The following is a 22,406-nucleotide window of genomic DNA, read 5'->3' on the forward strand; positions in this document are numbered from 1 at the left end:
CTGGCCTCTTTGGTTCGGGCACTCGCAACTACATCGCCATCGTGTTCACTCCAACCAGCACCCAGTCCTACAGCTTTGGACAGACCACGGCGCCGGTCGACACCGTAATGGCCATCTATGACGGAGCTTTCGATCCGACTTCGCCGAGCACGAATCAGGTCGCGATCATCGATGACAGTCACGACGCCAGCACCTGCGGAGGTGTTCAAGGTTTCTGCCCGCGAGTGAGCGCAGACCTCGAGGTGGGACAACCGGTCACGATCGTCATCACGACCTTCTCGCAGAATGTCCCCCTGGGGCTTCCGCAGAACTTGTACACGACCGGTCCCGGTGTCTTCGCGGGCTCGGTGATCGACCCGAACACGCTGGACGAGGGCGAAAGCGCCACCGACGAATTCACCTACGTCGTCACCGACGGTGATGCCACCGACACCGGGACGGTCACCGTGACCATCAACGGAGTCAACGACGCCCCGGTCGCGGTCGCCGACACCGCAAGCATTGCCGAGGACACCGCAGCCGGAGTAGTCGTGAACGTCGTCGCCAACGACACCGATGTCGACGTCGAGCCACTTACCGTCAGCGGTGTCACGAACGGAACCTATGGCACCGTCACGTATTCCGGCGGCACCGTCACCTATACGCTCAACAATGCCAACCCCGCCGTGCAGGCGCTCGGCACTGGGGAGAGCATGACCGACACGTTCACCTACACCGTCACCGACGGCACCGCCGACGACGACGGCACCGTCACCATCACGATCACCGGCGTCAACGACGCGCCGGTGGCCGCCGACGACGCCTTCTTCGTCACCGAGGACGGCACCGTGACCTTCACCGTCGCGGGCCTCACCGGTAACGACTTCGACGCCGAGGGCGATCCGCTGACGGTCGGTGTTGGCCAACCGGGCAACGGTACGCTGAGCTTCTCCGGAGGGGTCTACACCTACACCCCGGCCGCCGTCACGCAGGCCCTCGACACGGGTGATTCTGCGACCGAGACGTTCAATTACCTCGTCTCGGATGGCAACGGCGGCTTTGACAGTGCCTCCATCACCATCACGATCACCGGCGTCAACGATGCCCCCGTCGCCAACCCGGACCATGCGGGGACGGTCAGCGAGGATTCGTCGACTCCGCTCACCTACGACGTCGTGGCCAACGACACCGACGTCGACGACGAACCGTTGGCGGTCAGCGCAGTGAGCAACGGAAGCCACGGCTCCGTGACGTTCAGCGGCGGCTCAATCACCTACACCCTCAACAACTCCGACCCGGTCGTACAGGCGCTCGGGGTCGGTGAGAGCCTGACCGACACGTTCACGTATACCGTGGGCGACGGAACCGCCACGGCCATCGGAACCGTCACCGTCACCGTCACCGGGGTCAACGACGCACCGGTGATCACGGTGGTCGACGCAGGCACCCCCGACTCGGTGACGGGCATCATCAACGGCTCGGTCACCGCTACCGACGCAGATGGGGACACGCTGACCTACGGATTGCCTGTCACCGAAACCACGTACGGTTCGGTGAGCATCAATCCACAGACGGGGGCGTTCGTCTACACGCCCGACGTTCCCGTTCCGTCGTCGGCGATCCCGGGCACGGACTTCGAAGACGGTACCTTGGCGGGCTGGAACGTCGGGCCGCAAACCGGGATCTTCGATCCAACAGTCGATAACGTTGGGGACGGTGTCAGCGTTACCTCCGGATCGCTGACCTTTAGCTCGCCGGCGAGTGACGACGGTGTCCCGGCGCGAAGCTGGGTCTATACCCCGGATGGCCATGCGGCGGCGATCTCGCCCACCGAGGCGCAGACCTTCGCGCAAGCGGGAACGGCACTGGGCCTCACGGTCATACAACAGCAGGCCATCATCGCGACGAGCGCCGGAACCATCCAAGACGCGGCCTGGATCTCGAAGACCGTGCACCTGGAGGCCGACAAGACTTACACCATGTCGTGGAACTACATCAGCACCGACTACCAACCGTACAACGACGGGTCGATCACCACGCTGGTGTACCAGGGCAGCGGCCCGGCACCGACCACGTACGTCAACAACTCAGAAGGCAACTACGCCATCTTGGGCTACACGAACACTGGCACCGGCGACTACTCCACCGGTTCGTATGGATCGACCGGCTGGCAGACCTCGACCTACCGGGTGTCTCAAACGGGTGACTACACCCTCGGGTTCGCGGTGTTCAACCTGAGAGACACCGCCTACGACCCGATCTTGCTCGTCGACGACCAGGGCGGCACGACGCTGAGGGACGGCCAGCCCTATGCTCCGGTTCCGCCGAACAGTCCGACTGCCCCGCGGACGGTCGACGACACGTTCACCGTGACCGTCAGCGACGGAAACGGCGGGAGTGTCGACACTGACGTCACCGTACAGGTGACGATCATTCCGGCGTCGCAGACTCCCACCGTCTGATCCAAGGACGCCGGCTCACCCAACGTGACGCCACCGCGAAGTTTCTGGTGAATCTTCGTGGTGGCGTCACGGTCGTTGCGACAGAACGGATTACGGTGACCGCCTCTGCAGGTGACCATCTCCGCTCGCAGGGTCTTCGCGCTCAAACCGACGACCCGACAACCGGAGCGGCACCGAGACACACATAACGGGTCGAGCCCCAACCACAGTCGGAGAACGTCTGATGAACCATCCACCGCTGAGCCCGCTGCAGCCAGCCCAGGACTATCCGGACCATCCGGTCCGACCGCCCCGTGCGTCATCGTGGTTGTGGGTCGCGCTCGCAATCGCCGTCGTCATCATCGTGGTGCTGGCCGCCGTAGTCATCTCGAAGTCCAAAGGTGACGACGCAGGCTCAAATTCGTCGGCCGCACCTCAGCCGTCGGCCATCCAGCAGGCACCACAACCGAACGGCGCACCACTGACACCCAACGGCGTTGCAGGGCAACCGATGAACTGCGAGGGATTCACCGCGGCAGTAGACCCGAACTCGCAGCCCGGCTGGCATGCCACCATCGACCGCCACGGGTTGGCCTACGCGGTTCCACCGGACTGGACGGTCGCCGCGTGCGGCGTCCGCATGGGCTGGGCTCAACCATGTCAGGAAGGCCAGTGCGTCATTCGTCAGATCGGCGCCGCATCCTCGATCGCCAATCCCACGTGCCCGAAGCAGAATCTCGCGATGGCAGGCGTCACGGGATCGAACAACCCGGACATCGGGGCCGCGCTCGAGGAGGAAACGCAGACCGTCTCATCCATCTACACCAGAGGCGGTCAACTGCCGAAGGTCGAATTCACCCCGGTCCGCGAATTCTTCATCGGCACCCACCCGGCGGTGCAGATGGTCGCCACCGTGAGCGGCATGGCAACCGATGCCTGCAACGGCTCGACGGCGCTGCACAGCATCGTCGTCACCACCGTGCCCAACGTGGACGGCTCCGTCGTCTTCCTCGTCTCCCTGAGACAGGGCGCCAACGCCACGCCCAAACCGGACGTCATCGACAAGATCGTCGCCACCCTTCGCAGCCCCGCCTGACGGTCACGACGTCCGCCCGCTCTCGAACACCCGCCGCACCCCGCTCACCGGATCGTCGAACTCCAACCGCTGCGCCAACAACTGCAACGGCGTCGAGAAGTCATCCGGTGCCACGTCGATCACGTTCGGATACAACGGATCACCGAGAATCGGCAGCCCAAGCGACGCCATGTGCACCCGCAATTGATGGGTTCTACCGGTCCGGGGGGTCAATCGATACAGGCCATCCCCGAGATGCTCCACCAGTGTCTCGGCGTTGGGCTCCCCGGGCTCCTCGAAGGCTTGTAACCGGCCGCGCTGCTTGACTATTCGGCTCCGCACCGTCAAGGGAAAATCCAAGGACGAAACGCCCGCCCGCGCCAGATACGTCTTGGCCGCCCCGCCGCGCGCGAACATCGTCTGATACGCACCACGCACCTCGCGCCGCACCGTGAACAGCAGCACGCCCGCGGTCAGCCGGTCCAGCCGATGAGCAGGCGACAACTCGGGCAGCTCCAGGGAGCGCCGCAGCCGCACGGTCGCGGTCTGCGCGACGTGCCCGCCGCGGGGCATCGTCGCCAGAAAGTGCGGCTTGTCGGCCACCACGATGTCGTCGTCGCGGTGCAGGATCGGGATGTCGAAGGGCACGGGTACCTCGTCGGGGAGGTCGCGGTAGAGGTACACCGACGCGCCGGACGGCAGCACCGTCCCGGCCTGCACTACCGAGCCGTCGGCGCAGACGACTTCTCCCGCAAGCACTTTCGCGGCAGCAGCTTCACCGAACCGCGACGCCAGCTCCACCAACACGGCGCCACCCCGGAGTGTCACCCTCGCCGGCCCGACCCCGTCGCGATCGGGCAGTGGGCGCCTCACGTCAACGGCACCGGTTCCAGGATCTCGGCCCTGGCCTCGGGCGCGGCAGCACGCAACGCGTCGGCTGACTCATCGTCGGCCTGCGACTGCGACATCTCCTCGGCCTCGACCCGGGCCAGATACGTCGTGACCTCACGGTCGACGTCCTCTGGACTCCAACCCAACACGGGCGCAACGACGTCCGCGACCTCGCGGGCGCAATCCACGCCGCGGTGCGGGTACTCGATCGAGATGCGCATCCGCCGAGCGAGGATGTCCTCCAGATGCAGGGCCCCCTCCGCCGCCGCGGCGTAATAGGCCTCGACCTTCAGGTACACCGGGGCCTCGGTGATGGGCGTCAACAGGTCCGGACGACCCTCGGCCATCGCGAGCACCTCGCCGATCAGCGAGCCATAGCGGTCCAGCAGGTGCCGAACCCGATACGGATGCAGCTTGTAGTGCGCCCCAACGTGTTCGGTTTGGTTGATCAGCGCGAAGTACCCGTCGGCGCCCATCAGCGGCACCTTCTCGGTGATCGACGTCGCCACCCGGGTGGGGACGAACTCCGCTGCAGCGTCGATCGCGTCCTCCCCCATCACGCGGTAGGTGGTGTACTTGCCGCCCGCGATGGCGACGAGGCCCGGCGCGGGAACGGCAACGGCGTGCTCACGCGACAGCTTGGAGGTCTCCTCGCTCTCGCCCGCCAACAGCGGACGCAGTCCGGCGTACACGCCGTCGATGTCGTCGTGGGTCAACGGCGTGGCCAACACGGTATTGACGTGGCCGAGGATGTAGTCGATGTCGGCCTTGGTCGCAGCCGGGTGGGCGAGGTCGAGGTTCCAGTCGGTGTCGGTGGTGCCGATGATCCAGTGCGTGCCCCACGGGATCACGAACAGCACCGACTTCTCGGTGCGCAGGATGATCGCGACCTCGCTGACGATCCGGTCGCGCGGCACCACGATGTGCACACCCTTGGACGCGCGCACCCGAAACCGGCCGCGCTGCTTGGACAGTGCCTGGATCTCGTCGGTCCACACGCCGGTGGCGTTGACCACGACGTGTCCGTGCACCTCGGAGACGGCGCCGTTCTCGGAGTCGCGGATCCGCACGCCCGTCACACGGTCACCCTCGCGCAGCAGCGCAACGACCTGAGTCGACGTACGCACCACGGCGCCGTAGTGCGCCGCGGTCCGCGCCACCGTCATGGTGTGCCTCGCGTCGTCGACGACGGTGTCGTAGTAGCGGATTCCACCGATGAGCGAGCTGCGCTTGAGTCCCGGTGCCAGCCGCAGAGCACCGGCCTTCAACAAGTGCTTCTGCGCGGGAACGGACTTGGCGCCGCCCAGCTGGTCGTAGAGGAACATGCCAGCCGCCACGTATGGGCGCTCCCACAGCCGTCTGGTCAGCGGGAACAGGAACGGCAGCGGCTTGACGAGATGCGGGGCCAGGGTCGTCAGGGACAGCTCACGCTCGTGCAGCGCCTCACGCACCAGGCCGAACTCGAGCTGTTCGAGGTAGCGCAGGCCGCCATGGAACATCTTCGACGACCGACTCGACGTGCCCGACGCGAAGTCGCGAGCCTCGACGAGCGCCACCTTGAGGCCACGGGTGGCGGCGTCCAGCGCGGCGCCCGCACCGACCACGCCGCCACCGATGACGACGACGTCGAACTGCTCGCTGCCGAGCCGTTCCCACGCCTGCGCGCGCTGTTCGGGGCCGAGCAGGGTCTGCCCGTTACCCGGACCGGGGATCGGGTCAACTCCGTCGATGGGTCGCTCGCGAGCGTCGCTCACAGCCGGGGGCTCCTAGTTACTCGTCGGTAGGCGTTGCCAAGTCGAGCCTACGGGGTTTAGTCCAAATCGTCGTGAGCCATCAATCGGCGGGCGGCCTCCACGGTGGAGCCCGACAGCGACGGATAGACCGACAGCGTCTGTGCGAGATCGGTCACCGAGATCCGATTCTGGACCGCCAGTGCGATCGGCAGGATCAGTTCCGAGGCGATCGGCGCAACGACCACGCCACCGATCACCACGCCGGTCGCCGGCCTGCAGAAGATCTTCACGAAGCCGCGGCGCAGCAGCGACATCTTGGCCCTGGCATTGGTGGTCAGCGGCAGCATGAGCGTGCGAGCGGGCACGGTGCCATCGTCGATGGAGGTCTGCGGCACGCCGACCGCGGCGATCTCCGGACGGGTGAACACCGCGGCGGCGACGGTGCGCAACCGGATGGGTGCCACCCCCTCGCCCAGCGCGTGGTACATCGCGATGCGACCCTGCATGGCGGCCACCGACGCGAGCGGCAGGAGCCCGGTGCAGTCACCCGCGGCGTAGATACCAGCCGCGGTGGTGCGCGAAACCCTATCCACTGCAAGGTAATTGCCCCGACTTAGCTCGATGCCCACCTTCTCCAGGCCGAGGCCTTCGGTGTTGGGGACGGAGCCGACGGTCATCAACGCGTGGCTGCCTTCGACGGACCGCCCGTCGGCCATCGCGACCTTGACGCCATCGGCCGTCCTGGTGACCGTGTCGGCGCGGGCGTTCTTGACCAGCCTCACGCCGCGTTCGGCGAACGTCTCCTCGAGTACCCCCGCCGCGTCGGAGTCCTCGTGCGGCAAGATCTGGTCACGGCTGGCCACGACGGTCACCTGGACGCCGAGCTCGGTGTAGGCGTTGCAGAACTCCGCGCCCGTGACACCCGAACCGACGATGATCAGATGCTCGGGCAGCTCGGTGAGGTCGTAGAGCTGGCGCCAGTTCAGAATCCGCTCGCCGTCGGGCACCGCATTGGGCAGCACGCGCGGCCTGGCGCCGGTGGCGATCAACACCACGTCGGCCTTGAGAACGCCGATCTTGCCGTCGGGTGTGGTGACCTTCACACGGTGATGCGCCATCCCAGCGACGTCGTCCACGAGCTCGCCTCGCCCGTGCACGATGCTGACGCCCTCCCGCAGGAGGTTCGATCCGATGTCCGCCGACTGCGATCTGGCCAACGTCTTGACCCGGTTGTGAATCTGCTCGAGCGAGATCTTGGCGTCGTCGATTGCGATGTCGAAGCCGAGGCCGTTGGCGCGGCGCAACTCCGTGCGCACGCCCGTCGATGCGATGAACGTCTTCGATGGCACGCAGTCCCACAGCACGCACGCGCCACCAATGCCGTCGGAGTCGACGACGGTGACCTGAGCGACGGTGGGACCGCGACCCGCGGCAACGAGTGCAGCCTCGTAGCCGGCGGGGCCGCCGCCGATGATCACGATGCGGGTAACCACGGACCCAACTTAGTCGGTCGATGCCGTGTCTCTCCCGGCAAGCGAGATGCCCGTCGTCTCCTCCGTTCGCGCTCCTGCCCACCGAGTCGAATCCCCGGTCGCTGCGCTCCTGCCCACCGAACCAAATCCCCGGTCGCTGCGCTCCTGCCCACCGAACCCACCGGTAACCCCTTAGGCTTGCCCAGTGCCGCTCTATGCCGCCTACGGATCGAACATGCATCCGGAGCAGATGTTGCAGCGTGCACCCCATTCGCCGATGGCGGGGACGGGGTGGCTGCATGGTTGGCGCTTGACCTTTGGCGGTGAGGATCTCAGCTGGGAGGGTGCGCTTGCCACCCTCGTCGAGGATCCCTTGTCGAAGGTCTTCGTCGTGCTCTACGACATGACCAAGGAGGACGAGGTCAACCTGGACCGGTGGGAGGGTTCGGAGCTCGGCTTCCACAAGAAGATTCGGTGCCGTGTCGACCGCGAGACGTCCGACACCGACACCGACCCGGTGTTGGCGTGGCTGTACGTGGTCGACGCGTGGGAGGGCGGCATCCCCTCGGCGCGCTATCTCGGCGTGATGGCCGAAGCCGCCGAAATCGCGGGTGCGCCCGACGAGTACGTCCACGACCTACGGACCCGCCCCGCAAAGAACGTCGGCCCCGGCACCTAGCCTCACCCGGCGCCGCCCCGCTCGCTCGCTCGGGCTGTGCCGTACCCCACGAATCTCAGCCGACCCGCAGACCTCGCGGCGGACGGCGAGTTGGTCCGTACCCGCAGACGGCCGCGCCACGCCCAACGGGTCGATTCCTGCCAACCGCCGCTCAATCACTGCCAGCGGAAATCAACGCCCTGACCTGCCGGTTATAGCCATCAGACCGGCCGGGAAGGCCTCCCCACCGGAACCAGAAACAGAGTCACTCACGAAAGAAGAACGACCATGAAGAACTTCGGCTTCGCCACCATCACCACCGCCATCGCCGCCGGCCTCACCGCCGCCGTCCTCGGCTTCGCCGCCCCCGCCAACGCCGACCTGACCCACCACCAGTGGATCAACGACATCCAGCACTCCGCCACCACCGGCCAGGTCACCTCCACCGTCGGCAACGGCCGCTAAGACACCAGACACGAAGAGGGGCACCCCAAAACGGGGTGCCCCTCTTTCGTGGTTCGAAGGCGGGCTACGGGGTCAGCGCGACCGATGCTTCGGCGGTGTAGCAGAGGAACGTCAGCGTCTCCTCCAGATACAGCTGGACGACCTCGGCGTCGTGGGACAGATAGCCGATCGATGCGTCGGTGCCCAACTGCAGGTCGAAGTCGCCTCCGCGGGTGGACAACACGAACGCCCCGTCGATTGCGGGCGCCCAGATGATGTCACCGTCGACGAGGCGGTTGAGGTGCTCCCGAATCGGATAGCCATGCGCGGTGGTCTCACTGACCTGGGTGTAGACGTCGGCCGAGAGCAGCACCGAATACGGCCCGTCGACACCGGCCAGCCGCAGTTCCGACAGCGCCTGGGAGATCACGTCCGGGATTTCCTTGGGGTCACTCGGCAGCGCAAGGGCCGGATTCGAGCTGCACTTGCGAATCCCGCCGATCTGCGCGGCTTCGTACCCCTCGAAGATCGCCCTGTCCTCGGCGAAGGCCAGCTGCTTGGCGGCCTCCTTGACGGGATCCCAGTCGGAGTCTTGCGAACCGCGCTCGACGTCGTCGATGTCGGTGCGCCTGATGGTGAATGGCACGCGCAACCGAACCAGCGGCCTGCTCTCGCGCAGGTGGGCCACGACACCCTCACCCGGCGGCGCGACGTTCACCAGGTGCCCCGTGCTGACCGCCGCCTTACCGGGCCCGCCTGGCTCGCTCACGTCGACGACGCGGCGACCGGCGATGTGCCGCTTGAAGGTTCGGGTCGCCTCTTCTTCGATTTCGTCCCAGGCTTCTTCGGTGATCGGTGCCAGATCGCGGTAGAGGTTGTTCATTGGGGTTGCCCTTTCAGACTGCCGATCGACAAGGAGCCGTTGGAGGTTGGTGGGGTCGGTGCGGTTGGTGAAGCCTCGGCCTGGGCTTCGGCCACCGGCGGGGGATCGTCGAGGAAGTCCGCGGTGGGCACGAAGAACATCGTGCCCGTGACGGCGGTCGAGAAGTCCAGAATCCGGTCGGTGTTTCCCGGCGGATCGCCGATGAACATGTTTCGCAGCATTCGCTCCGTCACGTCGGGGTCCGCCGCATACGCGATGTAGTACGTGCCGGACTCGCCGTTTCCGAGGGTGCCGAACGGCATGTTGGCCCGCACGATTTGGAGCTCGTTGCCGTCCTCGTCTTCGATGACGTTGAGCGCCAGATGCGAGTTGGCGGGCTTCACGTCGTCGGGCATCTCGATGTCCTCGAGCTTGGTGCGCCCGAACGCCAGCTCCTGCTCGTTGACGCTCAACGCATTCCACGCCGCCATGTCGTGGGTGTACTTCTGCACGTGGACGTAGCTGGCGCCCTCGAAGTCGGGATCCTCCGCGCCGATCTGCACCGCCCCGACGGCCTCTGGCCCATCGGGATTCTCGGTGCCGTCGACGAACCCGAGCAGATCGCGCTGCTCGAAGAAGCGGAAGCCATGCACCTCGTCGACGACGGTCACCGCGCCCGCCATGGAGGCGAGGACCCGGCCACCGAGCTCGAAGCACACGTCCATCGACTCGGCGCGGATGTGGAACAACAGGTCACCGGCCGTGGCCGGAATGGGGTGGCGCGCGCCGATCAGCTCGGGGAACGGGTGGAGTTTGGCCGGGCGTGGGCCCGCGAAGAGTCGGTCCCACGCCTTCGAACCGATTCCCGTGACCAAGGTCAGATGCGCTGCGGGATTGCGGAATCCGACCGCCCGCACCAAGCCGGACAAGTCGGCGAAGGCATCGTGGACGACGCCCTCGCCACCATCGTCGATGGTGACCACTAGGAAGATCGCTGCAGGCGTGAGCGGAGTGAGAATCGGCTGCGGACGACGAGTCACGAATCGAACCCTAGCGCCACCTCAGCAGTGTCATCGGGTAAGGATGGGCTATATGACCTCAGACAGGCCAGGCCCTTCCCTCGACGCGTCCGCCGAGGGCCTCTGCGAATTCATCGACGCGTCGCCGTCGCCGTTCCACGTCTGCGTCACCGTGGCCGATCGGCTCGCCGCGGCGGGCTACGTCGAACTGTCCGAGGGCGATCCGTGGCCGTCCTCGGGTGACACGCCCGGGTACTTCACCGTCCGCTCCGGCTCCCTCATCGCATGGCGGGCAGCGGACGACGATCTGCCGTTCCGCATCGTCGGCGGACACACCGACAGTCCGAATCTCCGAGTCAAACAGCATCCCGACCGCTTCGTCACCGGTTGGCGGGTGGTGGCCCTGCAACCGTATGGCGGTGCCTGGCTGAACTCTTGGCTGGACCGGGATCTCGGCATCAGCGGACGGCTCTCGGTCCGGAACGGGTCGTCGGTGCGCGACGTCCTGGTCCGCATCGACGACCCTCTCCTGCGGGTGCCGCAGCTGGCGATCCATCTGTCCGACGATCGCAAGGGCGTCTCGTTGGACCCGCAGCGCCACGTCAACGCGGTGTGGGGCGTGGGTTCGGGCGCGCGCTCCTTCCTCGCGTTCGTCGCGGGCCGAGCCGGGATCGAGCCTGCCGACGTGCTGGCTGCCGACTTGATGACGCACGATCTGACCGGTTCGACGCTGGTCGGTGCCGACCGTGAACTCGTCAGTGCGCCACGGCTGGACAACCAGGGCACCTGCTATGCCGGGCTGGCGGCGTTCCTCGCCGCCGAGCCGCGTGAGTACGTGCCGGTGCTGGCGCTGTTCGATCACGAGGAAGTGGGGTCGACGTCGGACCACGGAGCGCAGTCCGATCTGCTCCTCACCACACTCGAACGCATCACGCTGGCCGCGGGCGGCACCCGGGAGGCGTTCCTGCGACGGCTGTCCGGCTCGATGGTCGCCTCGGGGGACATGGCCCATGCCACCCACCCCAACTACCCCGAGCGTCACGAGCCCAGCCATCTCATCGAGGTCAACGCTGGCCCGGTGCTCAAGGTGCAGCCGAACCTGCGCTACGCCACCGACAGTCGGACGGCGGCCGCCTTTGCGCTGGCCTGTGCTCAGGCCGACGTGCCGATGCAGCGCTACGAGCATCGGGCCGATCTTCCGTGCGGATCGACCATCGGTCCGATGACGTCGGCGCGGACCGGAATTCCGACGGTCGACGTCGGGGCCGCCCAGCTGGCGATGCACTCGGCGCGCGAACTCATGGGCGCCTCGGACGTGCACGCGTACGCCGCGGCGTTGCAGGCATTTCTGTCACCTGGTTGATCTAGATTCGGGCCATGACACTCAAGATGGAGACGGTCGCCTTCGACTGCACCAACCCCGAGGAGCTTGCGGGCTGGTGGGCAGCTCAGTTCGACGGCAAGGTGAACGTGGTGGTGCCCGGCGAGTTCGTGCTGGTCAGCAGGTCCGACGGCCCACAGCTGGGCTTTCAGAACGTGCCCGATCCGACGCCGGGCAAGAACAAGCTGCATCTCGACTTCTCGACCGACGACGTCGAGGCAGAGGTAGCTCGGCTGGTGGCCGCCGGGGCGACTGAGACGGCCCGCAACTCGTTCGGCGGCTTCGGCTGGGTGGTGCTCGCGGATCCCGCGGGCAACGCGTTCTGTGTGGCGCCCGCGGGCGGCTCGTAGCGACGCGAGATGACAGCCGAGAGCCTGAGTGTCGCGATGGTCACCGTCGACTGTGCCGACCCCGACGGCCTCGCGGCGTGGTGGTGTACCGCCGTCGGTGGTGAGGTTCACCCGGCGGCGCCAGGCGAATTCGTCGTGTTGGTACGGGCGAACGGGCCACGGCTGGGCTTCCAGCGGGTCGACCATCCGACACCGGGCAAGAACCGCGTCCACGTCGACTTCGTCAGCTCCGATCCGGAGGCCGAGGCCGACCGGCTGATCGCGCTCGGGGCGATCGAGACCAGTCGCCACGGGGTCGAGCCCAACCCTCGCTGGGTGGTCCTCGAGGATCCCGCTGGCAACGCCTTCTGCGTAGGAGCCGAATAGCGGTGCACCCAGCCGCTTGACACAATCGCGCCGTGCTCGAGTCGATCATCGTGATGACGGTCGTGCTCGGCGCCTGGGCGCTGGTGGGCCGCCGCCTTGAGCGTTGGCGGATCACGGCGCCCATGGTGCTGGTCCTGGCAGGCGTCGTGGTCGGGCTCAGCACGCACGACGCCCTCGCCGAGACGCTGAACACCGAGTCGGCCCAGCGTGCCGCCGAGATCATCCTCGCCGTGCTGCTCTTCGTCGACGCGACCGACGTCCGAGGCGGGCTGTTCGGGCGCGACCCGCGGTCGGCGCTGCGCGTGCTGTTCGTCGCGATGCCGCTCGGCCTCGCGGCGTCGGTGGGCCTCGGCCTCTGGCTGCTCCCCGGGCTGTCGTGGGCGGTGCTGCTGATCATCGCCTGCGCGGTGGTGCCGATCGACTTCGCTCCCGCGGCGTCGATCCTGCGCGACGAACGCATCCCCGAGCGGGTCCGAACCGTGTTGAACGTCGAAGCGGGCTACAACGACGGCATCATCTCGCCGATCTTCATCTTCGCGTTGGTCCTGGCCGGCGATCATTCCCATGTAGGCACCCCGCTCGAGGCCCTCGGCGCGGCCCTGCCCCAGGCGCTCAAGGCGATTCTGGTCGGCCTGGCCATCGGCGCGGCGGTCGCAGTGCTGAGCAATCTCGCCGAACAGCGGAACCTGATGACCGAACAGTCCAAGCGGGTGATCCTCGTCGTCACCCCGCTCCTCGCGTACGCGGTGAGCATCGCCGTTCACGGCAACGGTTTCGTGTCCGCCTTCGTCTGCGGCATCGCCTTCATCGGGTTACGCCGATCGCAGAACATCCGCCGCGAGCTTGAGCTCATCGACGACGTCGGATTCCTGCTCACGACCGTCATGTGGTTCGTGTTCGGGGCCGCGGCGGTGATCGCCCTTTCGGGCGGTGTCCCCATCGGCCTGGTGGTGTTCTGCCTCCTGGCATTGACCCTCGTCCGGCTGTTGCCGATCGCATTGTCGCTGCTCGGGTCGCGGTTCACCTGGCCCGAGCGCCTGCTCGTCGGAGTGCTGGGTCCGCGCGGAACGACGTCGATCGTGTTCGGCCTGCTCGCCTTCAACGTGCTCACCGACCAAGCCGAGGGTGCGGCGCTGCTCACCATGGTGGTGACCGTTCTCGGCAGCGTGTTGATCCACGGCGTGGGCGCGCCCGCCGCCGCGCGTGCGTTCAGCCGCGCGCGAGCCAATAGAATGGCTCCGTGACGTCCGGGTTCTCCCCCTCAGGCCCCCCTCCCGACTCCGTCGGCTCCGGCTCAATTGCCGACTCCGTCGGCTCGCCCACAACCGTCGACTCCGTCGAGCGTGCCGCCACGACCCCAGATCAACCGCAACCCTTCCGTGAACTCGGTCTCAAGGACGACGAGTACGAGCGGATTCGCGGCATCCTCGGTCGCAGGCCCACCGACGCCGAACTGGCGATGTACTCGGTGATGTGGAGCGAGCACTGCTCGTACAAGTCCTCCAAGGTGCATCTGCGCTACTTCGGCGAGACCACCACCGAGGCCATGCGCTCCTCGATGCTCGCAGGCATCGGTGAGAACGCGGGCGTCGTGGACATCGGCGACGGGTGGGCGGTGACGTTCAAGGTCGAGTCGCACAATCACCCGTCCTACGTCGAGCCCTACCAGGGCGCGGCCACCGGCGTCGGAGGCATCGTCCGCGACATCATGGCCATGGGTGCTCGGCCCGTCGCCGTGATGGACCAACTCCGCTTCGGCGCGGCCGACGCCCCCGACACCCGGCGCGTGCTCGACGGCGTCGTGCGCGGCGTCGGCGGGTACGGCAACTCCCTTGGGCTGCCGAACATCGGCGGCGAGACCGTCTTCGACCCGTCCTACGCAGGCAACCCGCTGGTGAACGCGCTGTGCGTCGGCGCGCTGCGCAAGGAGGACCTGCACCTCGCGTTCGCTTCCGGCACCGGCAACAAGATCATCCTGTTCGGCGCCCGCACCGGGCTCGACGGCATCGGCGGCGTCTCGGTGCTGGCGAGCGAGACGTTTGGCGGTGACGAGGGTGAGGGCCCCGGCCGCAAGAAGCTGCCCAGCGTGCAGGTGGGCGACCCCTTCATGGAGAAGGTGCTCATCGAGTGCTGCCTCGAGCTGTACGCCGCCGGGCTGGTGATCGGCATTCAGGACCTCGGTGGTGCCGGATTGTCTTGCGCCACCTCCGAACTCGCCTCCGCAGGTGACGGCGGCATGGCGATCGAGTTGGACAAGGTTCCGCAGCGGGCCAAGTTCATGACACCCGCCGAGGTGCTGTCCAGCGAGTCGCAGGAACGCATGTGTGCCGTCGTCGCCCCGGAGAACGTCGACGCCTTCATGGCCGTGTGCCGCAAGTGGGAGGTGCTCGCGACCGTGATCGGCGAGGTCACCGACGGCGACCGACTGCAGATCACCTGGAACGGCGAGACCGTAGTCGACGTGCCGCCGCGCACCGTTGCCCACGAGGGTCCGGTCTACGAGCGTCCGGTGGCTCGGCCCGACACGCAGGATGCACTGAACGCCGATACGTCCGCAGCTTTGCCGCGACCCGCGACCGGCGCCGAACTTCGCGCGACCGTCCTTGCGCTGCTTGGCAGTCCGCATCTGTGCAGCCGCGCCTACATCACCGAGCAGTACGACCGCTACGTCCGCGGCAACACCGTGCTCGCCGAGCACGCCGACGGCGGCGTACTGCGCATCGACGAGGCCACCGGCCGCGGTGTCGCGATCTCCACCGACGCCTCGGGTCGCTACACCTACCTCGACCCGTACACGGGCGCCCAGCTGGCGCTTGCCGAGGCGTATCGCAACGTTGCGGTCACCGGGGCGACACCGGTGGCGGTCACCAACTGCCTGAACTTCGGCTCGCCAGAGGATCCCGGCGTCATGTGGCAGTTCTCGCAGGCCGTGCGTGGTCTCGCGGATGGCTGTGCGGCACTGGGCATTCCGGTGACCGGAGGCAATGTGAGCTTCTACAACCAGACGGGCACCACAGCGATCCTGCCCACCCCCGTGGTGGGGGTGCTCGGCGTGATCGACGACGTGCACCGCCGCATTCCGACCGGACTCGGCACCGAGCCGGGCGAGACGCTGATGCTGCTCGGCGAGACCCGCGACGAGTTCGACGGCTCGATCTGGGCGCAGGTCACCGCCGACCATCTCGGGGGGCTGCCACCCAAGGTCGACCTGGCCCGTGAGCAGCTGATCGCCGAGGTACTGGTCTCCGCCTCCCGCGACGGCCTGATCTCCGCGGCGCACGACCTCTCCGAGGGTGGGTTGATCCAGGCGGTCATCGAAGCTGCGCTTGCGGGCGAAACTGGTTGCCGCATCATCCTTCCCGAGGACGCCGACCCGTTCGTGGCGTTGTGTTCGGAATCCGCGGGCCGAGTGCTCGTCGCGGTGCCGCGCACCGAGGAGAGTCGTTTCCGGGCGATGTGCGAGGCCCGCGGGCTGCCCGCGGAGCGCATCGGTGTAGTCGACGAGGGCAGCGACTCCGTCGAGGTGCAAGGCCAGTTCACCGTGACCCTCGAAGAGCTGCGGAGCACGTCGGAGGGCGTGCTACCCGGGATCTTCGGGTGACTGAAGAGCGCCATCCGTTACTGATCTGGGCATGGAGCTTGGTCCGGCTGAACTTCGTCGGCGTGGCCTTCGGAGCCCTGTTCTTCTGTCTGTCCCTGACACCCTCGCTACTGCCGCGCGACTGGCTGTTCGGCGGTCTGATCGGTGGCATCAACGCGGCGATCGGCTACGCGATCGGGGTCGTCGTCGCAAAGACGTTCCACCGCTTCGCGTTACGCCATCGCCAGTGGTGGCCACCGTCGACGAGGACGCTGTACGCGATGAAGGCCGCGACCGTGATCCTTTCGATCGCGGCGTGTGTGCTGATGGTGATTCCGGCCGCCGCGTGGCAGCGCCAGGTATCCAGGGTGATGGGCATCGAGGGGCCAGGAACCGTCGGCTACCTCCGCACCATCGTGCTCGCGCTACTCGTCGGCGGGGTGTGCGTCGGCGTCTCGCGGATCCTGCTCGACGCCATCAAGCTCCTCGCCAGGGTTCAAATCCGGCGGTGGCACCTGAATCAGGAGGTCGCGCTGTTCATCGGCACGGCGATCGTCGTGGTGCTGGTGGTGATGCTGGTGAACGGGGTGTTGTACCGCGGCTTCCTGGCAGGCGCCAGTCGAGTCTTCCAGCCCCAGAACGCCACCACCCGCGACGGCGTGACCGCGCCGACCCTGCCCGAGAAGTCAGGCAGTCCAACGTCATTGGCGCCCTGGGACTCGCTTGGTTTCCAGGGGCGCAACTTCGTGGCCAGCGGCCCACACGCGGATGAACTGACCAAGCTCAACGGCCGTCCCGCCAAGGAACCCATCCGCGTCTACGCCGGACTACAGACCGCCGACACCGACGAGGCCCGCACCGACGTGCTCGTCGACGAACTCGAACGGACCGGGGCCTTCGACCGGCAATTGCTCGTCATCGTCCCCACCACGGGCACCGGATGGATCAATCCCGTCGCCGCCAGGTCGCTGGAGACCGTCTACAACGGCGACACCGCGCTCGTCGGCATGCAGTACTCCTATCTGCCGAGCTGGATTTCGTTCCTCGGCGACCGGGAGAAGTCCATCGAATCGGGCCGCATGCTGATCGACGCCGTGCACGACCGATGGAGTGAGCTGCCGGCAGGAAACCGGCCGCAACTGGTCCTGTACGGCGAGAGCCTCGGTTCGATGGCAGGCCAAGGTGCGTTCGAGTGGCTTCCCGACATCGCGCGAATGGGCTTTTCCGCGGTGCTGTGGGTCGGCCCGCCACACGAGAGCTCGCTGTGGAGTGGGCTCGTCCAGAGGCGCGACCCCCGCACCCCAGAGGTCGAACCCCGCTACGACAACGGCAGAACCGTCCGATTCTCACAGGCCAGCAGCTCCGAGGAGATAGCGGCCGTCGCCGGGCCCGCATGGGACGGCACCAGGGTTCTGTTCCTGCAGCACGCCTCGGACCCCATCGTTTGGTGGTCGCCGGATCTGACGTTCTCCAGGCCCGCCTGGCTCGTCGAGCCCGCGGGAATCGACCGCACCACCTCGATGCGGTGGTATCCCATCGTCACCTTCTGGCAGGTCAGCGCCGACATGACCAACGCGTCGGGTGTTCCTGCCGGGCACGGCCACAACTACGGAGAGTCGGTCCTCGACGGCTGGCTCGCCGTGCTGCCGCCCCTTGGTTGGACCAAGGCCGACACCGAACGCGTGCGTGCGGCCGTACGGGAATCGCAAGTGAACGGTCCCGAATACTAGTGCTGTGCAAGAGAATTCAGGCGTTGACCCTGGCTGTCGCGCTGGTGTGCTGGAGCGTGGTGGTTGCGCCGCGGCTTCCGTCGCGCTGGCGCGTGCCCTTACAGGCTGCGCTGGCCACCGGGCTCGTCGGCTGGACCCGAGCCCCGCTGGGACTTCAGCCTGCGGGCCTCCGCGCGGGCCTGCGGACGGGATTCGCCGCGGCCGGGGCAGTGTCCGCGGTCGTCGTCGCATCCACGGCGCTGCCGCCCGTCCGCGCGGCGATGGAAGCGCGGGACGTGCCCGACTCCGTCGGAACGTGGCTGCTGGTCCGCATCCCGATCGGCACGGTCTGGTCCGAGGAGGCGGCGTTTCGGGCGGCACTGGGAACCGTTGCGGCTAGAGCCTTCGGTCCAGGCTGGGGCCGTCTGGTGCAGGCGGTCGCGTTCGGATTGTCACACGTGCCGGACGCCAGAGGTGCAGGCGACTCCGCGGCGGGCACCGTGCTGGTCACCGGGGTGGCGGGCTGGCTGTTCGGCTGGCTGCACGCCCGCTCGGGCAGCCTCGCCGCCCCCATCCTCGCGCATCTAGCCAGCAACGAGGTCGGCGCCGCAGCCGCGCTGGCCGTCAAGAAGGCGAAACGAGCACGACGGGACCGGTAGCGGTTCCCTGGTCTTCGAGCACTCTGCCCAGCGGCGAATCAAACGTTCCGACTGTGTGTTTGGAGCTGGTGCGCTGGAGTGTCGAGATCGTCGATGCCGAAGCTGATGATCCTGCGTGGCGTGATGCGGATGATCGCGCCGTCCTGCTCGGGCGCGGTGATTTCGACTTCTGCTTGCTCGGCGGTCCCGCGGATCTCCAGGCAGCGCACCCGCCACGGATCTTGCGACGCGATGTCGTCGACGACCAGCGCGACGTTGGGGTTGGTCCCGACGTTGCGGAACTTCTGGCTCCGCGACATCTGGTAACCGGCGACGTCGATGGTGCCGAGGTCCTCGTTGAAGCTGAACCCGATGGGACTGTTCTGCATCGTGCCGTCGGGCTGCATGGTGGCCAACCTACCGACGAGTGCACTGCGCAGATATTCGATTTCGTGCGGTTCGAAGATCATGCGAGCCAACGTAAAACCTCAACGAGGCTTGACGTCAAGGTCTCACGGGTTGATGGTCAGTTCACCGATTTGGCGGCCCCACACGTAGTCGATGGCCAGCGGCCTGCCGAACTCGACGTGGTTGTATGGCGCGATGCTGTATCCCGTGTCCATCACCAGATACGGGTGCGGCCACAGGTCGTAGGTGACCTTCTGCCAGCATCCAGGCCTGCCCTCCGGCCCGCCGCGGGCATTGATGCGCGGCAGGTTGTCGGGATAGATGTAGGGATTGCCCGCGCCGAAGACGGTACCGAACGTCACCAGCGAGTAGCCGTTGTCGCCGCCGAGCGATTGCGCGATCCTCGGGCCGACGTCGTGGTAGTTGCGCACGGTGCAGAAGATCATCCCGCGGTAGTCGTCCAGCAGCTGCGTCGTCGGCACCAGGTCGGCCGCGCCCCGCACCAGGTACGGCGCCCCGCGCTCAAGCGGATCGGCTGCGGTCTCGGCGAATCCGATGGCCGCCATCAGAGCCCGGTCCACGTCGCGACTCTGGGCGTTCAGCGTGCGCGCCGTCACCGCAGCGGCATCCAACCCGTCGAACAGGTTCGGCGAGGCATTCGCGTACACGTCGGCCAGCTCCGCGGCCCGCGCGACGTCGTTGCGCAACTGCGGCATCAGCGGGTTGACGTCGTCGAGGATCACGTTCGCGTTCTCCAGCGACTCGCCGAACCGAGTACCCAGCCCACTCAGGGCCCGGGCCGACGCCGTCAGCGTCTCGTTGAGCTTGACCGGGTCCACCTGCTCGGCGATCGAGGTCACCGTCTCGAACAGCGTGTTGAACTCGGTCGTCACCGAGCGGGCGCGGATGACGTCACCGGCCGAGACGGTCCGGCCAGAGGGGTGTCTTGGGGACGCCAGGGCGACGTACTTGTTGCCGAACACCGTGCTCGCCTTGACGTCGGCCTCGACATTGGTGGGGATCGCGGACAGGAAGCGATCGTCGATCTCCAGCGAGAGCCGCGCCTGCTCCACCCCGTCGAGCCGTGCCGTGGCGACGCCTTCGACCTGCCCGATCTCGACGCCGTTGAGCGTGACCTTCGAGCCGGGATCGACCACCAGACCCGAGCGGTCGTAGGCAACGGCGAGCGGCGCCCGGTCCAGGAAGTCGCCCCGGAACTGCTTGGCGATGACCACCGAGCACGCCGCAACCATCACCAACAGCATCGCTCCTGCCAGCTTGTATGGCGGCCGGTGGCGGTCGAGAGACACTTTGGGAGACTAGGGTATGGCCGCTCGGCGTACTGCGGATCCGACGAAGACTCGCGAGGCCGTGTCGGCCCTCGCCGACTGGCTGCGGGACGGGACGCTTCCCGCCCCCGACCGAAGCGCGGTTGCCGAGGCGGTACGGCTGACCGCCCGCACGCTGGCCGCGCTGGCGCCGGGCGCAAGCGTCGAGGTGCGCGTGCCGCCATTCGTTGCGGTGCAATGCATCTCGGGCCTCGCTCACACCCGCGGCAATCCGCCCAACGTCGTCGAGACCGATCCCCGGACATGGCTGTTACTGGCCACCGGCCTGCTAGTGCTCTCCGACGCCGTGGCCAGCGGGGCGGTGCACTCCTCGGGATCGCGGGCTGGCGAGATCGCCGACTGGCTGCCGATCGTCGAGCTGCCGAAATGAAAGTGCGCAGCGATGCGTTGAAGCGTGCGGCGATCAATTCGCCGACACCACCCTGCGATTCCACCTTCGCGTGGTGTTGCCCGTAGACTGGTCAACGTCACCCACAGCCCCCAGGGAGCACACTGATCGTGACCGCCGCGCAGATCGAGCCGGAGAACGAACCCAAAGAAGAATGTGGCGTCTTCGGCGTCTGGGCCCCTGGTGAGGACGTGGCAAAGCTCACGTACTACGGCCTGTATGCCCTGCAGCACAGAGGTCAGGAGGCGGCGGGCATTGCCGTCGCCGACGGCTCACAGGTGATCGTCTTCAAGGATCTCGGGCTCGTCAGCCAGGTCTTCGATGAGCAGACTCTGGCCGCCATGGAGGGTCACGTCGCCGTCGGGCACTGCCGATACTCCACCACCGGCTCCACCACCTGGGAGAACGCCCAGCCCGTCTTCCGCAACACCGCTGCCGGAACCGGCGTCGCGCTCGGCCACAACGGCAACCTCGTCAACACCACCGAACTCGCGGCCCGTGCCCGCGAGGCAGGCTTGATCGGCATGCGCGGCGCCACCGCCGCCACCACCGACTCCGACATCCTCGGCGCACTCCTGGCGCACGGCGCCGCCGACGCCACCCTCGAACAGGCCGCGCTCGAGCTGCTCCCGACCGTGCGGGGCGCGTTCTGCCTCACGTTCATGGACGAGAACACCCTCTACGCCGCCCGCGATCCGCATGGCGTGCGGCCGCTGTCCCTCGGTCGTCTCGACCGCGGCTGGGTCGTCGCGTCCGAGACCGCAGCGCTCGACATCGTCGGCGCCGCCTTCGTCCGCGACATCGAGCCCGGTGAGCTCTTGGCCATCGACGCCGACGGCGTGCGCTCGACCCGGTTCGCCAACCCCACGCCCAAGGGCTGCGTCTTCGAATACGTCTACCTCGCGCGCCCGGACAGCGTCATCGGCGGCCGTTCCGTGCACGCCACCCGCGTCGACATCGGCAGGCGGCTGGCCCGCGAGGCCCCCGTCGACGGCGACCTGGTGATCGGCGTGCCGGAGTCGGGTACTCCGGCAGCCGTCGGATACGCCCAGGAGTCTGGGATCCCGTTCGGCCAGGGCCTCATGAAGAACGCCTACGTCGGCCGCACCTTCATCCAGCCGTCGCAGACCATCCGTCAGCTCGGCATCCGGCTCAAGCTCAATCCACTCAAGGAAGTCATCCGCGGCAAGCGGCTGATCGTCGTCGACGACTCGATCGTCCGTGGCAATACCCAGCGCGCTCTGATCCGAATGCTTCGGGAAGCGGGCGCCGTCGAGGTGCACGTGCGGATCGCGTCACCGCCGGTGAAGTGGCCGTGCTTCTACGGCATCGACTTCGCCACGCCCGCCGAGCTCATCGCGAACGCGTCCAACGCGGGCGCCAACGAAGACGAGATGCTGGACGCGGTGCGCCGCGCGATCGGCGCCGACAGCCTGAACTACATCTCACATCAGGGCATGATCGCCGCCACGGAGCAGCCGGCGTCTCGGCTGTGCTCGGCGTGCTTCGACGGGGAGTACCCGATCGAGCTGCCCAGCGAATCCGCCCTCGGCAAGAACGTGATCGAGCACATGCTGGCCAACGCCGCGCGCACAGGGGTACAGGCCGAGAACGACAACGCTTCCGCACTCAGGCGCCCTTGACGGCTCGTCCGTCGTGTCGC

20 protein-coding genes are annotated in these 22,406 nt (G+C 67.3%); 13 read left to right on the plus strand and 7 right to left on the minus strand.

The annotated features are described in order from the left end of the window. Both ABW137_RS27160 and ABW137_RS27165 read left to right on the plus strand, forming a co-directional pair. The coding region (locus ABW137_RS27160; RefSeq protein WP_526404570.1) for a beta strand repeat-containing protein at positions 1-2,441 on the plus strand (2,441 nt) is incomplete at its 5' end. A gap of 223 nt (positions 2,442-2,664) precedes the next feature. After that, positions 2,665-3,516, plus strand: coding sequence for a DUF8017 domain-containing protein (locus tag ABW137_RS27165; protein ID WP_526404571.1), 852 nt, complete (start codon positions 2,665-2,667; stop codon positions 3,514-3,516). 3 nt (positions 3,517-3,519) lie between these two features. Here the strand turns inward: ABW137_RS27165 and ABW137_RS27170 are convergent, their stop codons facing one another. From ABW137_RS27170 to ABW137_RS27180, 3 genes are all read right to left on the minus strand, one after another. After that, positions 3,520-4,368, minus strand: coding sequence for a pseudouridine synthase (locus ABW137_RS27170; RefSeq protein WP_526404572.1), 849 nt, complete (start codon positions 4,366-4,368; stop codon positions 3,520-3,522). Next, positions 4,365-6,116, minus strand: coding sequence for a glycerol-3-phosphate dehydrogenase/oxidase (locus ABW137_RS27175; protein WP_526404597.1), 1,752 nt, complete (start codon positions 6,114-6,116; stop codon positions 4,365-4,367). Before ABW137_RS27175 ends, ABW137_RS27170 begins: the two co-directional genes overlap by 4 nt. Positions 6,117-6,196: 80 nt before the next feature. Further along, positions 6,197-7,612, minus strand: a complete 1,416-nt coding sequence (locus ABW137_RS27180; RefSeq protein WP_526404573.1) for an NAD(P)H-quinone dehydrogenase — start codon at positions 7,610-7,612, stop codon at positions 6,197-6,199. Positions 7,613-7,796: 184 nt separating this feature from the next. On the opposite strand from ABW137_RS27180, the gene ABW137_RS27185 reads away from it, so the two are divergent. Together ABW137_RS27185 and ABW137_RS27190 are read left to right on the plus strand one after the other, a co-directional pair. After that, complete coding sequence (locus ABW137_RS27185) at positions 7,797-8,270, plus strand: gamma-glutamylcyclotransferase family protein (RefSeq protein ID WP_526404574.1); 474 nt, start codon at positions 7,797-7,799, stop codon at positions 8,268-8,270. A gap of 267 nt (positions 8,271-8,537) precedes the next feature. Beyond that, positions 8,538-8,714, plus strand: a complete 177-nt coding sequence (locus ABW137_RS27190) for a hypothetical protein (RefSeq protein ID WP_526404575.1) — start codon at positions 8,538-8,540, stop codon at positions 8,712-8,714. A 64-nt stretch (positions 8,715-8,778) separates the two neighbouring features. On the opposite strand, the gene ABW137_RS27195 is transcribed toward ABW137_RS27190, so the two are convergent. Together ABW137_RS27195 and ABW137_RS27200 are read right to left on the minus strand one after the other, a co-directional pair. Then, positions 8,779-9,576 carry a family 1 encapsulin nanocompartment shell protein gene (locus ABW137_RS27195; protein ID WP_526404576.1) on the minus strand — a complete coding sequence of 266 codons (798 nt, stop codon included), beginning with the start codon at positions 9,574-9,576 and terminating at the stop codon, positions 8,779-8,781. Next, positions 9,573-10,595: a Dyp-type peroxidase gene (locus ABW137_RS27200; protein ID WP_526404577.1), complete on the minus strand. Its 1,023-nt coding sequence runs from the start codon at positions 10,593-10,595 to the stop codon at positions 9,573-9,575. The genes ABW137_RS27195 and ABW137_RS27200 overlap by 4 nt, the downstream gene beginning before the upstream one ends. A gap of 52 nt (positions 10,596-10,647) precedes the next feature. Here ABW137_RS27200 and ABW137_RS27205 point away from each other — a divergent pair, with 52 nt between their 5' ends. From ABW137_RS27205 to ABW137_RS27235, 7 genes are read left to right on the plus strand one after another with little or no spacing between them, the layout of a single operon-like run. Then, entirely contained in the window at positions 10,648-11,937 is a 1,290-nt protein-coding gene (locus ABW137_RS27205; protein WP_526404578.1) for a M18 family aminopeptidase, read from the plus strand. Between the two features lie 14 nt (positions 11,938-11,951). Next, positions 11,952-12,305: a VOC family protein gene (locus ABW137_RS27210; RefSeq protein ID WP_526404579.1), complete on the plus strand. Its 354-nt coding sequence runs from the start codon at positions 11,952-11,954 to the stop codon at positions 12,303-12,305. A gap of 9 nt (positions 12,306-12,314) precedes the next feature. Then, positions 12,315-12,671, plus strand: a complete 357-nt coding sequence (locus ABW137_RS27215; RefSeq protein ID WP_526404580.1) for a VOC family protein — start codon at positions 12,315-12,317, stop codon at positions 12,669-12,671. A 32-nt stretch (positions 12,672-12,703) separates the two neighbouring features. Continuing rightward, entirely contained in the window at positions 12,704-13,915 is a 1,212-nt protein-coding gene (locus tag ABW137_RS27220; RefSeq protein ID WP_526404581.1) for a cation:proton antiporter domain-containing protein, read from the plus strand. A 53-nt stretch (positions 13,916-13,968) separates the two neighbouring features. Beyond that, complete coding sequence (gene purL, locus ABW137_RS27225; RefSeq protein ID WP_526404598.1) at positions 13,969-16,272, plus strand: phosphoribosylformylglycinamidine synthase subunit PurL; 2,304 nt, start codon at positions 13,969-13,971, stop codon at positions 16,270-16,272. Next, on the plus strand, positions 16,269-17,981 hold the full coding sequence (locus ABW137_RS27230) for an alpha/beta hydrolase (RefSeq protein ID WP_526404582.1): 1,713 nt from the start codon (positions 16,269-16,271) through the stop codon (positions 17,979-17,981). The genes purL and ABW137_RS27230 overlap by 4 nt, the downstream gene beginning before the upstream one ends. Before the next feature lie 23 nt (positions 17,982-18,004). Continuing rightward, a complete protein-coding gene (locus tag ABW137_RS27235) occupies positions 18,005-18,619 on the plus strand; it encodes an Rv0804 family intramembrane glutamic endopeptidase (protein WP_526404583.1) in 615 nt (204 codons plus the stop codon). Positions 18,620-18,657: 38 nt separating this feature from the next. Here the strand turns inward: ABW137_RS27235 and ABW137_RS27240 are convergent, their stop codons facing one another. Both ABW137_RS27240 and ABW137_RS27245 read right to left on the minus strand, forming a co-directional pair. Next, positions 18,658-19,068 (minus strand): PPOX class F420-dependent oxidoreductase, encoded by a 411-nt coding sequence (locus tag ABW137_RS27240; protein WP_526404584.1) that lies wholly within the window; start codon positions 19,066-19,068, stop codon positions 18,658-18,660. A 42-nt stretch (positions 19,069-19,110) separates the two neighbouring features. Then, positions 19,111-20,316: an MCE family protein gene (locus ABW137_RS27245; RefSeq protein ID WP_526404585.1), complete on the minus strand. Its 1,206-nt coding sequence runs from the start codon at positions 20,314-20,316 to the stop codon at positions 19,111-19,113. Positions 20,317-20,332: 16 nt separating this feature from the next. Here ABW137_RS27245 and ABW137_RS27250 point away from each other — a divergent pair, with 16 nt between their 5' ends. Beyond that, positions 20,333-20,725 carry a sterol carrier family protein gene (locus ABW137_RS27250; RefSeq protein ID WP_526404586.1) on the plus strand — a complete coding sequence of 131 codons (393 nt, stop codon included), beginning with the start codon at positions 20,333-20,335 and terminating at the stop codon, positions 20,723-20,725. Between the two features lie 128 nt (positions 20,726-20,853). Further along, complete coding sequence (gene purF, locus ABW137_RS27255) at positions 20,854-22,386, plus strand: amidophosphoribosyltransferase (RefSeq protein ID WP_526404587.1); 1,533 nt, start codon at positions 20,854-20,856, stop codon at positions 22,384-22,386. The last annotated feature ends 20 nt before the right edge of the window (positions 22,387-22,406 follow it).

Source organism: Mycobacterium sp., from assembly GCF_040509115.1.
In the GTDB taxonomy this organism is placed as follows: domain Bacteria; phylum Actinomycetota; class Actinomycetes; order Mycobacteriales; family Mycobacteriaceae; genus Mycobacterium.